Source organism: Polynucleobacter sp. 86C-FISCH, assembly GCF_018882415.1.
Lineage (GTDB): Bacteria > Pseudomonadota > Gammaproteobacteria > Burkholderiales > Burkholderiaceae > Polynucleobacter.
The window spans coordinates 1,967,387-1,983,849 of record NZ_JACVOL010000001.1 but is presented as its reverse complement, the minus strand read 5'-3'; the positions used below and the strand labels follow the sequence as shown (position 1 = coordinate 1,983,849).

The window sequence follows — 16,463 nt, the reverse complement described above, 5'->3', positions numbered from 1 at the left end:
GAGAACTGAATTGAGTTGATAACCTTGCTTAGCAACAGCGCTATAGGTGTTGAGAATATCGACTAGGGGTGGAGGTGTAGTACCGGGACTGCTTGGGGTGCTGGTGATATTGCGGTACATGAAGGCGCGAAGTCCACCGCTAGCATTATCGGCTTGCCCCACAATCACCGAACCATCGGCCGATACGGCGTTAGCGTATGAATAAGTTCCTCCGGCTAATGTTCCTAAACTTACCATGCCACCAGTCGCAGTGTATATGAAGGCTCTAGCAGATCCAGGCTCATACCAAGGGATGTTGAAACTACTGCCTACAATCACCGAGCCATCGGCGGATACTCCGTTTGCAACTGAAGAAGTAAACCCCGGAAGTGGGGCGCCCAAACTCACCATGCCACCACTGGTGGTGTATTTAAAGGCTGTTGCTATTACTGCTCCGGAAATGATATTGGTGCTAGTGCTGGCACCCACAATCACCGAGCCATCTGCAGATACTGCGGTGGCAGCCGAAGAGGCAAAGGGCCCAGAAAGAACACCCAAACTCACCATACCGCCACTGGTGGTGTATTTAAAGGCTCTTCCTGATCCTGGGGCAAAATCTTCACCAGCAGTACCAATACCGCTAGCGCCTACAATCACTGAGCCGTCAGATGATGCGGCACTGGCATATGAGCTCGTTCCCCCAGGAAGTGTACCCAAGAGCACCATGCCGCCGCTATCATTGTGTTTAAAGGCCCTTCTTCCAGTTCCATCGTTGATATTGATAAAGCCAACCGCCACTAAGCCGTCCGCAGACACACCAAGTCCGCGGGAGTAATTTACAGGAACACCAGATGGAGGGGTTAGGAGGACCCAACCACCGCCAGAGGTATATTTGTGAGCCCAATCAGTAAAATTATCAGTTGCATTTGGTGCTGCAGTGCCTACGATCACCGAGCCATCGGCTGATACTGCCATTGCGCTGGAAAAAAGCCCCCCAGTGGGCGTGCCTAAGCTGACCATACCACCAACAGTGTATTTAAAGGCCCTCATTTGGCCATAAGATAGATAGGGGCCATCGTAGCTATAACCGACAATCACCGAACCATTGGCTGCTACTGCAGTTGCAGTTGACCAGTCCCCTCGAGGCAATACACCTAAATCCGTCATCGTTGCTTGAGCATTGACATAGCCTGCATGCATCAGTGCACAGGTTAAAGCAGTCAATATCAAAGGCGATTTACTCAGATGGATTGATGGTTTTTTTGGTTGTTCACACATGCTTTTTAGTGCCGGGTTGAGTATAAATAAATTTGATAAAAGGGAATGTTGACGACTCTCTTTTTATTAATGATGGGGTGTCGCTGAGTTGAATATAGTTGAGCACACGTAATTCCAAAAGTAGATTTGGTGGGACGGTTAGTTCTATTTGTAAAAGCTTGACTTGGATGAAACATTTCTGAACAGCAGGTCTCGCTGGCCAAAAAAATATCAAAAATAGCGCATTTGTGAGCCTTCATTATTTTTATTAAATAGATTTTTGGGTAATTTTTTTATTAACTAATTCTATAAAGAGCTGAATACCGGTCCAATCAAAATATAATTTATCAGCGAAGTAGCTCCTGGTAATCGCTCTCTATAGCCAAAGTCACCAGAACTAAAATTTTTTCAATTAGAGAGAGGGGTTCTATATGAAGCGTTCCAAATTTACCGATAGTCAGATTATGGATAGCCTAAACGGGTAAGTGCTAGCTTAGCCATCCCAGAGGTCTGCCGGGTACCGGGCATTGGTTCTAACACCTTTTAAAAATTGCGTATGAAGTAGTATGTGGTGGTATGAAGGGTGATCAGGCTAAGAAAAGCAAGGGTATGGACATCAAAATACCCAACACAAGAAGCTGGTTGCCGATCTTCCTAGCGAAGTTTATTAAGGGAGGCTTCTTGCTTAGCGAAAAAATGCAGCCCAGTTAGCCCAGATGCCCATAGGATAAGTATCTTGCTTTTGAGCGAGCTGTTCAGTTTGATAAAAATGGGGGCTGCCCAGAGCACAGTGTCGCTACATGCTGTTACCCAAAATGATGAGGAGCCACTAGAGCCGAGGTTATCCGTATAGTCAGTACCTAGCGTCATGGCTTCGATTGATTACCAGCATGATGCGTAATGCTAGATGAGGACGAGGTGCAACAAGCAAAGTAGCTCGCATATGGTGGCAAGATCTGGGGCTCACCTTGATTGATGGGGTTCACCCGAAAATAATTAACCATCAATTGCGCTAGAAGTATTGGATTGGATCAGCAGACTGGGCAAGTGGCGAACGCTATGAGCGCTAATGGTATCCTGGAATGGGCATGCTTGGACAGCGGCCCAGCTATAGCACTTTGAATGGCGGGGGTTTGATTAATTAAAGTGCATTGCAAGTCATGGTTTAGCGCATAAGGGCCTGAATCTTATAAAAAATTCTATGTGTAATAAAATGTTCTCAAATTTTGTAATCTTTTGTGAAATGAAAAGAACTCATGGAAAAATTATCATATGATCTGAATGACCTTTACTTTTTTAATAAGGTAATTGAGCTTAACGGTTTTACAGCGGCCGCAAAGGCTTTAGGAGTCCCTAAATCAAAGATTTCTAGAAGGTTAACCATTCTAGAGGAATCGCTTGGGTTAAGGCTCATTCAAAGAAACTCTAGGTCTATTGGGCTAACAGATGCTGGCAAAAGGCTTTATGAGTTTAGCCAGCAAATTGTTCTTAATGCAGAAGAAGGTGAAATTGCTGTCCGTAATGGTATCGGCGAGCCAAATGGGGTGGTTAGGGTAAGTTTTCCTGATGAGATCACCAGGTCAGTGTTTTCAAAGATCATCCCAAAATTTTTAATGATGCATCCAAAGGTATCTCTTAATATTGAGGTCTCCAATAGGATTGTTAACTTAATTGAAGATGGTTTTGATCTTGTTATCCGAGGTGGTGTGAGTTCTCTTGAGGAGTCATCATCAATTATCTGCACCAAGATTTCTCATGTTGACTGGATTTTAGTCTGCTCCCCCGGGTATTTAAGGGTTCACGGGCAGCCTGCAAATATTGGTGAGCTAAGTAACTTAGCATTTTTAAATTACTCCTCAGAAAGTAAGAGTATTTTTACTGTTCGCTTTAATAACTCCGATGGAAGCAATAAGGTGGTCAATTTAAAATCTAGGCTTACTTGCAATAATCACAATGTGCTTAAAGAGGGGGCTAAATCGGGATTGGGAATAACTAGCTTGCCGCTCTACTCTTGTTATGAAGAGATCGCCAATGGCTCCTTGGTGCACGTATTGCCAGAGTGGACCACAACTACAGGCGACCTGTTTGCACTGTTTCCAACAAAGCTCGGATTGGCATCGGCAACAAGAGCTTTCTTAGATTTTATAAAGGCTGAGGGCGCTGCATTTATTGATGGCCATATTGCCGACTCAATTAAAAAGGCGGTTAAAGACTAGTCGTATAAATTGCAACACCCTCAATTTACCAATACATTTTAAATTCTTAAAATTTGAAGGTTTTGTATACATCCCAGGGCTAATTTAATTGCTGAGGGTCAGGCAATTAACTTGGATACAACTTAAATTGATCGCTTTCAGTGAATTATTTTTTGATGTGAGTCTATAGATTCTCAGTCCCCTTATCTTGATAACCTATACAAATAGAACGTAGGGTTCTATTTGTATAGGTTATGTTTTTTTGCTTGTTCAACTATAGTCAGGAATATTGAAAATATTGGTTATCCAATATTTTAGAAGTTCTGAGGCTAAATTTGAATAAGGCAAAAAATGAGCATTACTAATAATTTTAAAGATGGTTTAAATAGTATTCATTCATCCATTCTGGGTGATACAGTCAAAAGCTCAGGAACTCTTATAGCGCTTGGAGCTCTATTTGCTATTCTTGGTGTACTTGGGTTGTTTGGGCAAACCTTGGTTTCAGTTGTTTCGGTTAATGTATTAGGGATGGGTTTAGTAATTGCTGGTGGCTTACAATTTATTTATGCCATAAAAGCAAACGGTTGGAAGAGCGTTACTTTTCAGATTCTATTAGCCATAATCTATTTTATTGCTGGTATGAGTATTTGGGCTTTCCCTCTACCTGCATTAGAGGTGCTGACTTTGTGGCTTGGGTTTGCATTTTTTGCCACTGGAGTATTGCGCTTAATTGTGGCATTCCAGTATCGCCATTTTAAAGGGTGGATCTCGCTTCTGATCTCGTCACTCCTATCTATTTTGATGTCAATCCTCATCCTAAACAGCTACCCTAGCGTAAGTTTATGGTTGCCAGGATTCTTAATTTCCATCGAGATGTTAATGCAAGGCTGGGCATTGCTCTACATGGGTATAACTGCTCATAAAATTATGAAGGAAACTGGTTTATAGGGTAAGTAGCGTCTGTAAGTAGGGGGTAGTTTTAGTTTTCAAAATCTAAAGTTGATATTTGAGATCCCTGGCAGAATTTAACGTGACTTAAGTTCAGTTAAAGAACGCTAGGGAGTTTTTTTAATGGTAATAAGATATCTTTATGTGCATTAGGTTGCATTTAAAGTGTTGAAGAAAGCAGACCTTATTTAGTCATAGGTCTTTGGAAAATATGATCGCATGCATTTGAGTTCCGGACAATGATTAAAAAATCTACAAAAAATGATAACCACTCGATGCCGGATTCACGTAGTTGCTCTGAGTGCAAGACGAATTCTAGGAATGGTGGAAGTGTTGATCTTGGTGATTTGAAAAAGATAATTTCAGATAGTGATGGTGGCGCGATTCCGCTTCATACAATTCACGGTGATGTTACTTATCATTTTGTGACTAATATTTACCTGTGTCCGAGCGCGGCCGATAAGATTGAATCTTAAAAAAGCGATTTATTACCTCTATGAGGTTGTAGAGCTTAAATTTCTAAGCATCAGAGTGGGCTTGAGAGCGATAATAAAAAGTGCCGCTGTTAATCTAGCGAGATTTTTCTGAAGATGACAGGGTCAACTTGGAAAATTAAGTCTACTAAATGGCTCTGCAATGGTAGCTATTTTAAGCGGCCTAAATCTAACCAAAAGCAAATCCCGCCATCAGAATTTGATGTAAGTCGATTTATTCTGCGCACCCAGTATCCCCATATATAAGTCAGCCATGGTTAATCCGGATTGATGTGGCTATTCACTGCAATCAATTTCATCAATTGCTCACTAAATTAAGCGGCAGGAGACTTATTTCTTAAACCTTTATTTCTGGATTTCTCATCTGCCAATTGCTTTCTCTTTAACCATGCACCTTTAAGGGAGTTGGTAAGTCCAACCATTGCGGAAGTCGTCCAAGCGATGGAGAAAAGACCAGAGAATGAGATAAAAAGAGCTAGAGACTTCCAGCCAAATGGCAGAACATCACCGATGAAGCCCAATGTTAGATAGCAGCTGCCAGCAAAAAGAATGGCATTTATGGGTGAGGTAATTAATTCAAGCATGTTACAGGATCGCCGCCCAAATCAGAACGCCTGCCATATGCGATAGTGCAAATAGCGATAGGGTTTTGTAAACAGAAATAATTAATGTTGTATATTTTTTCTTCTCGACTAGCTTATTTTCCTTAATCTCAAATGTAGTAATGATCCTCATTACGCAAGAGCCATGAAACACCAAAACTAAAGATAGCCCAATAAGAAGATATCTAAATAAAATTGCGAAATTAATTATGTCTGGATTTATGTAAGTCATATCATTTATAGCATTGGCCAATATTATGCGTAAGGAATAATAGTTAGGACTCGTATTTTCAACGGAGGTAGATACAGTTTCAATTCCATAAAATGAGACTTATTGTTTTGGTTGGGAGGGCAGGAGTCTATCAAGCCCTGGGATGAAATAGTTTTTCGTTAAAGTTGCGCCCATACATCCATGGTCATCATGGGCCATATCAATTTAGAATTTGATACTCATCGTCCTATATTCACTATTGAAGTTTTCTAATTAATGTAGAAAATAAAGACTTCAGTGCTAGATGATGACTGATGTGATGCTCCTAAATCACGTAATGGCAGCGCTAAGACTGCACTGGATAACAGTGCAGTCTTTTCTATTTTTAAGTGCTTATATATTTAAAGATCTACTTAAAAAATTAATTAAAGGGAAATCTATGTCTAATTGCATTCAGTCAATTGAAAATACAGGTGCAAGAGCGATAAATTCATCCGGCTCTCCCTCAAAATTACCCCCAAAGATATCCTTATATCCAGATAGCGAAACTGCATTTTATGACTTTGGATGGCGCACCATGCGACCAATGTTTCGTGGCGGACAATATGATTCTCCACACAGACATAATTTTGGAGTATTGCATGTATTTAATCAGGGTACTATACAGCCGAGTGGTGGCTATCCAATGCACCCCCATGAAAACATGGAAATTGTTACTATTCCAATCAAGGGCCGTTGGGAGCATAAAGATACTGACGGTAATTTGATTCACTTTGGCGATGGAGAGGTGCAAATTATGTCTGCGGGAACTGGTATGGCACATAGTGAATTTAATGCTAGCAATACAGATATCCTCACTACAATGCAATTTTGGCTACATACTAACGAACCAAATGCAGCGCCGAGATATGAGTGGTATCGGTATGCCGATAAGCTCCAGCAAAATCGACTAATGACTATAGTACAGCCACTGCGGAGTGAGGCTGGGGAAAATAACGTTGCACAAGGCGCAAGAATTCTTCAGGAGGCGTGGTTTAGTATTGGCTGTTTTGATCAAAATGCTAATGTGTCCTATGTATTGCAAGGCAAAAACCATGGAGTGTTTGTTTATGTAATGCGAGGAAAATTCTTAATCGAGGGGAATACATTGGGCCCAAATGATGCTATCGGCATCGAAAATATTCATCATGTAGTGGGTAGGGCGCTTAATCCCGATGCGCAATTGCTATTGGTAGAGGTCCCAGTTAATCATTAATCTCATGATTTGGATTGGGTCAACCGATTGTGTTGTAACGTAGTGCTCCCACCTCTACCAATATATATATCGATAAAAATGGGGCAATACATCGCACATTCTTTTGAAATTGGATGCATGTTCCAATCTCTAGAAATTATCTGGGGATGTATTAGACATTTTTATATCGACTTTCGTTTCTTTCCGCTTTAGGAAAATCAACAGATTACACCTAATTTTCACCCAATTTTTTTGCCTTTTCATTCAGATTTTTATGCCAAGCTTCATAGAGCTCCTTGTATGCACGCAAGTCTGAAATGTTTTTTGATAGTGGTCGGGCAAGGATTGCATAGTATGCGACTGGAATCACCAGTGTTGCGATAATTGCCTCAATAATGGTGGGTATTTTGTTTTGCATAATGTCTGCAATGTGCCATATAAAATATAGGGGCGGAAAAAGGATGATTAATTGGATTAGGATCAATGCAATCAAATAGCCCCAATAATGGACCTCAAGGCGACTTATTCCATAAAACAGAATTTTGGGTTTAATGCTGGTCGATGTAATGTTGAAGAAGTGACTTCCTTGAATGAGTCTATTTGTATCAAGAAAACCATCCTTATTAACTGTAAAAATATTTTTTATAAGTTGACCAGTTAGTCGCATCTTTTTTGTAGAAGGGTAAATTCTCTGACTATATAGCTCTACCGCCTGATAGTCATGATTAGCAAGGGCTTCTTTTAATTTTTGATATGCACTTTCCATATCATCTAGAGACAATGTGCTAGGTTTGAGAAGTGAAAAAAATGGGATAAAGAATTTAAGGAGTAGCGGGACCGCAGTCATGATTAAAACCCAAGATTGAGGATGTAAGGATTCCATTTATTGGCTTTGATGATGTATGGCTTTATTGAATTTTAAGAATTAAAACCCGTAAGTTGTTTTAGAAAGCCTATGGTCTGTACCGCTTAATCCAAATTGAAACAATCAGCACAAGATATCCTCAATTAATCAATTTCTCTGTAGTTGATGATTCCTTCAAACTCCAACAGGAAATTAGATGGTAAGAATTGATACTTTTTATTTTCTAAATATGTTGTTAAATGCAGTTTCTACAAGATCATTCATAAGATCTACCGGTCCTGCTGCAGTCTTATCTGCCGCAACGTCCTTCGCAAGATAAATAGTTCCACAGGCATCGCAAGTAACTTGGCTTTCAGACTCCTTATTCCCTTGCTGCATAAAAGGGATCCCCCCACATTTTGGGCAGTTGTTAGCACGGTTTATGTTGCATGGTGTCATAAAAAAATACTCGTATAAAAAATAATTTAGGGGTGATCTATTTTCTCAGGGAGATTCTTTTTTGTAGGTTATTCATGTCCTATAAATAGAACTCTATAAACTGAAATTCTCAAATTTTTCCGAAGTTGATATTTATTTTATGAGCGGCAGTAATTAAACCAGTCCTCTTAAAAATAGGCTAATTGGCGTAATATTTGTTATCACCCAGTAGACTAGAGCAACATAAATCAGTATGCCAAATGTTCTCCTGATAAGTTCAGTAAATTTCATTAAGAGATCCTTGGTTTATTTAACCTTAACCAACCCTAAAACCTCCTTAAAGGATTTATTTTTTGCGGACCTAAGCCATTCATAGGAGATCATTTCAGCCGTAGATAAAATTGCTCCCGACTTCTCTAGTCTTTTAAGGGCGATATCACCATCGAAAGCATTGCGTGATCCCACTGCATCAACAATGATCGTTACAGAGTAATCAGCATCAATTAGGCCTAGTGCAGTTTGCATTACGCAAATATGTGTCTCGCATCCAGCCAGGATGATTTCTGGTCTATTTAAAGGCAATGAGCCAATGAGTCCGTCGAAACACGCATTAAAGTGCTCTTTTTGAATAGTCTTTTCGCAATATCTGGAGACTTCTTCTATGTAAGGCCCAATTTTTTTGGGGCTCTGCTGCGTTCCAATGATGGGTATTTCAAGAATTTTTGCAATTTCTGAAATTCTGACGCACTGATTAATGACGCTATTAGCTTGATGGATTGAAGGCATTAAGCGCTGTTGTAGATCAACAAGCACAAGGGTGGAAGAGTCTTGATCGATTAACATTTGGCTTTACTTTATAAGTTTGATTGAATTCTCAATCTTTTCAATACTTAATACGTTGGGCTACGTATTACATGAGACCTTTTTAGCTACACTTTTTGAATACTGCACTACGCTTGACTTCATTATTTCTTCGTTATAGAGCCTCTGAATCGCATTCATCACTTCTGGACTATTCAATAATTTTTCAGATGGAGGCTTTCCGCACCGTGCTTGTATTGCTGCCGATACAATTAATTTCGCATAACCCAATCTTTGTTCGTAGTTGTCTACTGCAGCTGTTTCTTTTTTCCTAAAGCCATCGGCAAAAAGGGTATTGACCCCATAGATAGCAATGACACCTATAGCCACTGACCCTATCCATAGCTTTAATGCTTTTACCGCGTATATCGGTATAGTTTTTTCATTTTCGCCAATTTTGGTAACCATTTTTTAGCTGTGTAGACAATTAAGTTCAAAACCAATACGCATCAATTTTTGACATCTATTCATCTATTAATTAGTTAGTTGTATTTTTTTTAAATGTGTCCATGATACGAACTATATGAACCAATTTGAATTCCATTTATAAAACTTTTTGTCCTATTTTTAGTGCTGAAATAACGTTCACCTACTAAATATATTGCTCGATGAGGTTTTCAAGATTTATTCCCCTGGGATACGCGCACTGATTGTGAGATTCTGCATATTTTGATGCATTCAATCTGCCCAATAGACTTAACGGGTCAATATTCAATTTTGTTGCATTGCTTTTTTAACGCCACCTTTTTAGCAAAACTTTTTTCTTAAGCTACTTGGATGTGGGGTTCAGTGACTATGTCCCGTAGGCGATCTCTCAACTGCAACAATCCGTCCTGTTAATTACAGCTAAATTTGATATTTATCATGATATTTTATTAATTCCTTAACTATCAATGGAATGTTGTATGTCAAAAAATATCAATTCAGACTCTGTCGGTGGTTGTCCAGTTATTCATGGCGCGAATACAGAAGTTTCTAATAACGTTATGGCTTGGTGGCCAAAGTCACTCAATCTAGATATTTTGCACCAACACGACACCAAGACCGACCCGATGGGACCGTCTTTTAATTACCGTGATGAGTTAGAAAAACTGGATGTAGATGCTCTTAAGGCAGATCTCAAAGCATTGATGGTTAATAGCCAGTCTTGGTGGCCGGCTGATTGGGGTCACTATGGTGGATTAATGATTCGTATGACTTGGCATGCAGCTGGAACATATCGTATTGCCGATGGTCGTGGCGGTGCTGGTACTGGCAACCAACGCTTTGCACCTTTAAATTCTTGGCCAGATAACGCCAATCTTGATAAAGCACGTCGTTTACTTTGGCCTATTAAAAAGAAATATGGCAATAAGCTTAGTTGGGCGGATTTGATTGTATTGGCAGGCAACATGGCATATGAATCGATGGGCTTAAAGCCGTTTGGCTTTGGTTTCGGCCGCGAAGATATTTGGCATCCAGAAAAAGATATTTACTGGGGCTCGGAAAAGGAGTGGTTGCAAAAGTCTGGCGGTGAGGGTAGTCGCTACTCTGGAGGGCGCGACCTAGAAAACCCATTGGCAGCCGTAATGATGGGTCTTATTTATGTAAATCCAGAAGGTGTTGATGGCGTACCTGACCCAATTAAGACTGCGCACGATATGCGCGTGACATTTGCTCGTATGGCAATGGATGATGAGGAGACGGTTGCCCTTACTGCTGGTGGGCATACTGTTGGTAAAGCCCACGGTAACGGAAATCCTGCAAACCTAGGCCCAGCTCCTGAAGGTGCACCTATTGATGAGCAGGGCCTTGGTTGGATAAACCACAAAACTAGAGGAATTGGTCGCGATACCGTAACGAGCGGTATTGAGGGTGCATGGACTTCCCATCCAACCCAATGGGATAACGGCTATTTTGATATGCTTTTGAATCATGATTGGGAGCTCAAAAAGAGCCCGGCTGGTGCATGGCAATGGGAGCCTGTCAGCATTAAAGAAGAAGATAAACCGGTTGATGTTGAGGATTCTGCGATTCGCTGCAATCCAATCATGACTGATGCTGACATGGCCATGAAAATGGATCCGGATTATTTAAAAATTTGTGAGCGTTTTCATAAAGATCCAGCATATTTTTCAGAAGTGTTTGCAAGGGCATGGTTCAAGCTTACCCATCGCGATATGGGCCCCAAAGCAAGATATATTGGGCCAGATGTTCCAGCGGAGGATTTAATTTGGCAAGATCCTGTACCAGCTGGTCGCAAGGATTATGACGTTGCTGCTATTAAGAGCATGATTGCAGTAAGCAATCTTTCCATTTCAGACATGATCAGTACCGCATGGGATAGCGCTAGAACTTTCCGTGGTTCTGACAAGCGCGGCGGGGCAAATGGTGCGCGTATTCGCTTGACACCACAAAAGGGTTGGGAGGGTAATGAGCCTGAACGCTTGGCAAGAGTCTTGGCGGTATATGAATCTTTTGCAAAAGAGACCGGAGTAAGCGTAGCGGACATCATTGTATTGGGTGGAAATGTTGGTATTGAACTGGCTGCGCAAGCGGGTGGCTTTAAAGTTGATGTTCCATTCTTGCCTGGTCGCGGTGATGCCACTCAAGAGATGACAGATATTGAATCATTTGCTGTTCTTGAGCCTTTAGCGGATGGGTACCGTAACTGGTTGAAGCAAAATTATGTTGTCACACCTGAAGAGTTGCTTTTGGATAGAACCCAGTTGATGGGGCTTACAGCACAGGAAATGACGGTCTTAATTGGTGGAATGCGTGTATTGGGTACAAATTATGCCCAAACAAAACACGGAGTCTTCACGGATCGTGAAGGCGTTTTGAGTAATGATTTCTTTGTGAATCTCACTGATATGTCGTATGAATGGAAGCCAACAGGCCGAAATAGCTATGACATAGTTGAGCGTTCGAGCGGTAATAAACGCTGGACAGCCACAAGGGTTGATCTTGTATTTGGCTCTAATTCCATTTTGCGTGCATATGCTGAACTCTATGCTCAAGATGACAATCAAGAGAAATTCGTAAATGACTTTGTTGCTGCGTGGACAAAAGTGATGAATGCTGATCGCTTTGATGTATAAGCTCTAGGGGTATTGCCTAAAGGGGGAATACCCCCCTTTAGGTCTTGTTACTGATTTAGGTAAAAATAATAATTTAAAGTACGGCAAACGCAAACCTATTCATGGTTGTTTTAAAAAATCCTCTATTTCTATTATTGGCTAAATGAGAATCCAATAAGTGCCCCTAAACAGTGTCTCCATATGTAAAGATGACCGAATAAATTTAGAAATTAATTTAATTTTCCTACAAAATGGGCGAAGTCATTTGCGCAGCATTTTCCAAGTAGCGTCGCCAGCATGCTCTCTTAGCCCATTCGTTTGGATTAACAAAATTAGATTGGCTTAAATAAGAATTGATAAGGGTCTGGATCTGACTTGCAAAATCTTTGTTGTAAACGATGAGACTAATTTCAAAATTCAGACGCAAACTGCGTTGATCAAAATTAACTGATCCAAAGATCGTCGCATTATTATCAATTAACATGCATTTAGTGTGTAGTAGACCGCCATGGAACTCTGCAATTCGTACCCCTGAATTCATCAAGCTGGAGTAGTAGCTTTTACTGCTCCAGGCAACAAGAGTAGAGTCATTTAACTTGGGGATTATTAGGGTGACTTTGACGCCCTTTCTTGCGGCACCCATTAGAGCCTGAAACAATCCAACATCTGGGCCAAAGTACGGCGTGGTAATGATGAGCTCTTCTCGAGCATTCATAATCGCCGATAAAAGGGTTTGGTATAAAACATTGTCACGGTAGACTGGACCAGAAGAAAATTCTTGCGCCAAAATAGGGCCTTGATTATCGCTATTGGGTGAATCGTTCCTTGGGTCGCTAAAGTCTTTAAAGTTCTTAATACTAGAGTTGCCAACGGACCAGTCAACGGAGAAGGTTAAGTCAAATTGCCTTACAACTGGACCCTCAATCCTCACCATAGCGTCAACCCATTGACCTACGCCGGCATCCCGCTTAAAGAGACGTGGGTCAACTAAGTTCATGCTTCCAGTCCAAGCAATCGTACCATCGATAACCAAGATTTTTCTATGAAGACGCAAGTCAACACGACGAAACTGGAATCGACCAAACTGAATTGGGAGTGCTTTGGTAACTTGGATCCCAGCCTCTTTGAAGCGTGAAGGCCATTCTGATTTAAACCAATCATTACTGCCAAAGGCGTCTAACAAAACCAAGCAAGAGATGCCTCGTTTGGAGGCTGCAATTAATGCCTCTCCAACTCGGTCCGCATCTCCACCAAGAGCCCAAATATAGAATTCAAGATGAAGGCTTTTCTTGGCCTGGTTTATCTCATCAATCAGTAGCTGCAGAATTTTTAGTGATTCTGTGTGGAGCTCGATTTTGTTTCCACCTATTACCGGCGAACCATTTCTGGATTCTGCCAGTAGGCTCAAGGCTTGACTTTCAGGGCAGAGGCTTTCTCTGGTAGCAATGAATTGCTTTTGCAGAGAGGATGCAATTTTTCCATAGCCATCATTAATATGGACGATTTTCTTGGAGAGATCTCGACCTACCGAGCGTTCGCCAATCAGAATATAGAGAAGGGCCCCAATAAAGGGTAGCGCTGCAATCACCAACATCCATGCAAGGACTACGCCAGGGGATTTGGGGGTAGAAAGTAACCTAAGCCCAAAAAAAATGACAATAACAATATGGGCAAGCGCTAACCAGGCGAGTGGTGGTGCGCTATGTAAGTGTTGCGGGATGTGAGTAAAAATGATGATGACCTTTAAGGTAACTTGGGACTAAGTTTGTGTATATTTAGCAGTAAATAGTTGCTAGCTGAAAGGGTAAAAAATACAATATTTTTATACCTTGGTGGTGTTTTATTGATGCTATAAATAGAACGTTATGTTTCAAAAATTGATTGTAGTAATAAATAATAAAAATAAATATTGGTGAAAGAATTTTTATGCCACAACCTAATGTGGTGTGCCGTTTGCGCAGCTCTCCTTAGAGCTTACAAAATACTGTGAGTAGATGGGGTGAAGATGTAGTCACCAATGAAAAGCGATAAATTTTAAAGACGCGAGTACTGGCGGAGTATTTTTAATATCCACAACTTAGATCGCATGCATGGCTAATGCGCGAGATGCTTATTTGACTAGCATTAACAAATGAATAGAGCTTGCAGCAAGGTTTTAAATTTAGAACATCTCGTTCTGTTTATGCAAAGAAAATTTAGTAAATATTGGCTGATAATTTATTCAAGAAGAAGGTGAATAAGCCATTGTGGTGTTCATCTTTAGAAATGAAATTTTATTAATCCTTACTAGGAGCTATTTTACATGTTGAATAAATTTTCGGAAAATCAAAGTCAGGGCATTAGCAGTATCGATGCTAGTATTTTTGGAAGTACTGCAAAGTCTCCTGGAATGCTAATGGGGCTGGGAGTATTGCTGGTTATTTTGGGTGGAATCGTAGTCGCCGGTGGTGCCAAATCATCTTTACTCTCCGTTGACATGCTTGGCTTATTGCTCTGCTTTGGCGGTTGGCTCCAAGCAATTTTTGCTTTCATGTCCTCAGGTTGGAAAAGTAAAACCATTCAACTAATTCTTGCAATTTTTTATATTGTTGCCGGTTTTTACATATGGGCTTATCCGGTACCAGCATTGGGAATGATTACCCTGTGGTTTGCTGCAGTGTATTTTGTAAGCGGCTTAATGCGCATGGCAGTTTCATTCCATTATCGTTCATTTGGTAACTGGCTTTGGATTTTCTTATCTGGTGCAGTTTCAATTTTATTGGGCACCATGATTTTTAATGACTTTCCATCTGACAGCTTCTGGTTTCCAGGTCTAATCATTTCTGTTGAGCTCCTAATGCAAGGCGCCTCATTATTTATGATGGGTCTTATGGCAAAAGAAGTTTCGTGATTTAGCGAATTACGGGGGTCGTGCTGGTTTCACAGGCGCAACCCTCAATTCATAATGCCTGGAGCGGCTATGAGATTTGCACTTTTTGAAGCGATTGGGGAAAAATCAAATTGTTACCGGTACGGTGGCTTTCTATCGTGTGCGCAAACAATTCTTACAAGGTACGGACGACTAACGACGCCATTCTCAGGAATTATTTTATGTTCCTTGTCAAGTGATACCGCTCTTTTTGGCGAGCTTGTATCTGAGGCTGGTTTGCATGAAATCGCATACAAAGTTCACTATTTTCAAGGGGAACCATTAATTTTCCAGAGCCACCCATTTGATTGAGCCAATATGGTCTAGTTATTGTTATTGCGATAGGAGTGGCTGATTGAGTACCAGAGTTAACTTTAATTTTGCAGCCAAAAAATATTAACGCATCTCTAATCCAGCGAGAGGATTATGAAAAAAGTTGCCTTTATCAAGCGCGCCGGTGATTCTCACTGGGTCGGAAACGGCTTCCCAGTAAAAAACCTCTTTTCTTATAGTGATATTGCCCATCAAATATCCCCATTTTACATCTAGATTATGTCGAGCCTATAACTTTCCCGCCAACTAATGACAGGCTTGGTGTTGGTGAGCATCCCCATCGAGGTTTTGAGACGGTAACCTATAGTGTATGAAGGTGGCGTTACGCATCGAGATTCATCTGGCAATGGCAGCACCATTGGTGCGGGTGATGTTCAATGGATGACTGCTGGCGGCGGAATTACTCATGAGGAATACCATAGCCCTGAATATGCCTCCCGTGGGGGCATGTTTCAGATGATTCAATTGTGGGTTAATCTGCCCGCAAAAGACAAGATGGTTAACCCGAGTTATCAGGCTCTCGATAAGAACCGTATTCCATTGGTCGAGCTTGCCCAATCTCTCGGAGTAGTTCGTGTAATCGCTGGAACTTTTCAAAATGTAAGTGGACCTGCAAAGACTTTTAGCCCAATTAATCTTTGGGATATTGGACTAAAGAAGGGGGCTTGTTGGAACACTCCGGTGTCAGAGGGTTATACCACTGCGATATTCGTTTTAAAGGGCTCTATTGAATTTGAGGATGGACAGATAGTTAATGGGGTTGAGCTTGCGATTATGGAGTCTCAAGGATCGCATTTGAGATTTACTGCGCTAGAGGACACAGTTTTATTGTTTCTTAATGGTCAGCCTTTAAATGAACCAATCGTGGGATATGGACCTTTTGTTATGAATACAGAGGAGCAGATCACTCAGGCGATTAATGATTTTAAATCCGGTAACTTTGGACGCATTTAGTAATAAGCATATAAGTTTTAAGGCTTATGGTCTAAACAGAATCATGAGTTGATGGATGGCTAGATTAGTAAGTGCCACAAGTTACATTGGCCTGTTGTAGCAAGAATAGTCATTTTTGCAGCGGCTCTGCGGTGGATTTGAAGGCT

The 16,463-nt window shown here is 41.0% G+C and carries 12 protein-coding genes and 2 pseudogenes; 6 read left to right on the top strand and 8 right to left on the bottom strand.

Annotated features, from left to right (window positions below):
- Window positions 1–1,257: pseudogene (locus ICN10_RS10030) on the bottom strand (hypothetical protein); the annotation flags it as partial.
- A 1,235-nt stretch (window positions 1,258–2,492) separates the two neighbouring features.
- Here ICN10_RS10030 and ICN10_RS10025 point away from each other — a divergent pair.
- Together ICN10_RS10025 and ICN10_RS10020 are read left to right on the top strand one after the other, a co-directional pair.
- On the top strand, window positions 2,493–3,452 hold the full coding sequence (locus tag ICN10_RS10025) for a LysR family transcriptional regulator (protein ID WP_216215060.1): 960 nt from the start codon (window positions 2,493–2,495) through the stop codon (window positions 3,450–3,452).
- 330 nt (window positions 3,453–3,782) lie between these two features.
- Window positions 3,783–4,379: an HdeD family acid-resistance protein gene (locus ICN10_RS10020; protein ID WP_216215058.1), complete on the top strand. Its 597-nt coding sequence runs from the start codon at window positions 3,783–3,785 to the stop codon at window positions 4,377–4,379.
- A gap of 808 nt (window positions 4,380–5,187) precedes the next feature.
- Here ICN10_RS10020 and ICN10_RS10015 read toward each other — a convergent pair.
- Entirely contained in the window at window positions 5,188–5,457 is a 270-nt protein-coding gene (locus tag ICN10_RS10015; protein ID WP_216215056.1) for a hypothetical protein, read from the bottom strand.
- Between the two features lies 1 nt (window position 5,458).
- Window positions 5,459–5,608, bottom strand: a complete 150-nt coding sequence (locus tag ICN10_RS10010; protein ID WP_216215054.1) for a hypothetical protein — start codon at window positions 5,606–5,608, stop codon at window positions 5,459–5,461.
- 415 nt (window positions 5,609–6,023) lie between these two features.
- Here ICN10_RS10010 and ICN10_RS10005 point away from each other — a divergent pair, with 415 nt between their 5' ends.
- Entirely contained in the window at window positions 6,024–6,941 is a 918-nt protein-coding gene (locus ICN10_RS10005) for a pirin family protein (RefSeq protein WP_216215052.1), read from the top strand.
- A 211-nt stretch (window positions 6,942–7,152) separates the two neighbouring features.
- Here ICN10_RS10005 and ICN10_RS10000 read toward each other — a convergent pair whose 3' ends face one another.
- The 4 genes from ICN10_RS10000 to ICN10_RS09985 all read right to left on the bottom strand — a co-directional run bounded on the left by ICN10_RS10000 (window position 7,153) and on the right by ICN10_RS09985 (window position 9,471).
- On the bottom strand, window positions 7,153–7,767 hold the full coding sequence (locus tag ICN10_RS10000; protein WP_216215050.1) for a hypothetical protein: 615 nt from the start codon (window positions 7,765–7,767) through the stop codon (window positions 7,153–7,155).
- A gap of 234 nt (window positions 7,768–8,001) precedes the next feature.
- On the bottom strand, window positions 8,002–8,163 hold the full coding sequence (locus tag ICN10_RS09995) for a hypothetical protein (RefSeq protein WP_216215048.1): 162 nt from the start codon (window positions 8,161–8,163) through the stop codon (window positions 8,002–8,004).
- Window positions 8,164–8,508: 345 nt separating this feature from the next.
- The gene (locus ICN10_RS09990; protein ID WP_216215046.1) at window positions 8,509–9,045 is read right to left on the bottom strand and encodes an isochorismatase family protein; all 537 of its coding nucleotides are present in this window, start codon (window positions 9,043–9,045) and stop codon (window positions 8,509–8,511) included.
- 60 nt (window positions 9,046–9,105) lie between these two features.
- A complete protein-coding gene (locus tag ICN10_RS09985; RefSeq protein ID WP_216215044.1) occupies window positions 9,106–9,471 on the bottom strand; it encodes a hypothetical protein in 366 nt (121 codons plus the stop codon).
- Between the two features lie 497 nt (window positions 9,472–9,968).
- On the opposite strand from ICN10_RS09985, the gene katG reads away from it, so the two are divergent.
- Entirely contained in the window at window positions 9,969–12,143 is a 2,175-nt protein-coding gene (gene katG, locus ICN10_RS09980; protein WP_216215041.1) for a catalase/peroxidase HPI, read from the top strand.
- A gap of 223 nt (window positions 12,144–12,366) precedes the next feature.
- On the opposite strand, the gene cls is transcribed toward katG, so the two are convergent.
- The gene (gene cls / locus ICN10_RS09975) at window positions 12,367–13,842 is read right to left on the bottom strand and encodes a cardiolipin synthase (protein ID WP_370626226.1); all 1,476 of its coding nucleotides are present in this window, start codon (window positions 13,840–13,842) and stop codon (window positions 12,367–12,369) included.
- Between the two features lie 582 nt (window positions 13,843–14,424).
- Here cls and ICN10_RS09970 point away from each other — a divergent pair.
- Both ICN10_RS09970 and ICN10_RS09965 read left to right on the top strand, forming a co-directional pair.
- Window positions 14,425–15,012: an HdeD family acid-resistance protein gene (locus ICN10_RS09970; RefSeq protein WP_216215040.1), complete on the top strand. Its 588-nt coding sequence runs from the start codon at window positions 14,425–14,427 to the stop codon at window positions 15,010–15,012.
- A gap of 444 nt (window positions 15,013–15,456) precedes the next feature.
- Window positions 15,457–16,317, top strand: a pseudogene (locus tag ICN10_RS09965) (pirin family protein).
- Window positions 16,318–16,463: the final 146 nt, after the last annotated feature.

Bases quoted from the DNA above. Each gene is read 5' to 3' on its own strand.
- ICN10_RS10025 (WP_216215060.1), top strand. From the start codon at position 2,493: ATGGAAAAATTATCATATGATCTGAATGACCTTTACTTTTTTAATAAG.
- ICN10_RS10020 (WP_216215058.1), top strand. From the start codon at position 3,783: ATGAGCATTACTAATAATTTTAAAGATGGTTTAAATAGTATTCATTCA.
- ICN10_RS10015 (WP_216215056.1), bottom strand. From the start codon at position 5,457: ATGCTTGAATTAATTACCTCACCCATAAATGCCATTCTTTTTGCTGGC.
- ICN10_RS10010 (WP_216215054.1), bottom strand. From the start codon at position 5,608: ATGAGGATCATTACTACATTTGAGATTAAGGAAAATAAGCTAGTCGAG.
- ICN10_RS10005 (WP_216215052.1), top strand. From the start codon at position 6,024: ATGGCAGCGCTAAGACTGCACTGGATAACAGTGCAGTCTTTTCTATTT.
- ICN10_RS10000 (WP_216215050.1), bottom strand. From the start codon at position 7,767: ATGACTGCGGTCCCGCTACTCCTTAAATTCTTTATCCCATTTTTTTCA.
- ICN10_RS09995 (WP_216215048.1), bottom strand. From the start codon at position 8,163: ATGCAGCAAGGGAATAAGGAGTCTGAAAGCCAAGTTACTTGCGATGCC.
- ICN10_RS09990 (WP_216215046.1), bottom strand. From the start codon at position 9,045: ATGTTAATCGATCAAGACTCTTCCACCCTTGTGCTTGTTGATCTACAA.
- ICN10_RS09985 (WP_216215044.1), bottom strand. From the start codon at position 9,471: ATGGTTACCAAAATTGGCGAAAATGAAAAAACTATACCGATATACGCG.
- katG (WP_216215041.1), top strand. From the start codon at position 9,969: ATGTCAAAAAATATCAATTCAGACTCTGTCGGTGGTTGTCCAGTTATT.
- ICN10_RS09970 (WP_216215040.1), top strand. From the start codon at position 14,425: ATGTTGAATAAATTTTCGGAAAATCAAAGTCAGGGCATTAGCAGTATC.